General features: G+C 66.7%; 1 pseudogene. It reads right to left on the bottom strand.

Annotated features, from left to right (window positions below):
- Nucleotides 1–18: 18 nt before the first annotated feature.
- Nucleotides 19–315, bottom strand: a pseudogene (locus UK12_RS39200) (DUF4360 domain-containing protein); the annotation flags it as partial.

The raw sequence follows: 315 nt of genomic DNA, 5'->3' as shown, positions 1-315 counted from the left end.
GGCGGGCGCTTCGTACGCTCAAGGGCACTGCTTCCAGGCGAGGTGGTAGACGGTGTTGATGCTGCCGTCGGTGGAGTCCATGGTCATGAAGCTGGTCGTTCTGGACGCGTCCGCGGTGCCGGCACTCCCCCGCAGCGCGGTGTTGATGCTGAAGTTGCGTTCCTATCCGCAGGGCGCGTAGACGAGGGCGGCGACGTCGACGGTGTCGGTCGCCTGCCAGCCGGCGTCGAGCGAACCGGTGAACTGGTGGCTGAGCGAGGAGGTCTGGGGCGATCCCTGGAAGTAGTAGTTCGCCTTCTCGGTGCCGTTCGCGCC

Origin of the sequence: Saccharothrix sp. ST-888, assembly GCF_000955975.1 — a bacterium.
GTDB lineage: Bacteria > Actinomycetota > Actinomycetes > Streptomycetales > Streptomycetaceae > Kitasatospora.
The sequence above is the reverse complement of the archived record's forward strand: the minus strand, read 5'-3'. Positions and strand labels throughout refer to the sequence as shown.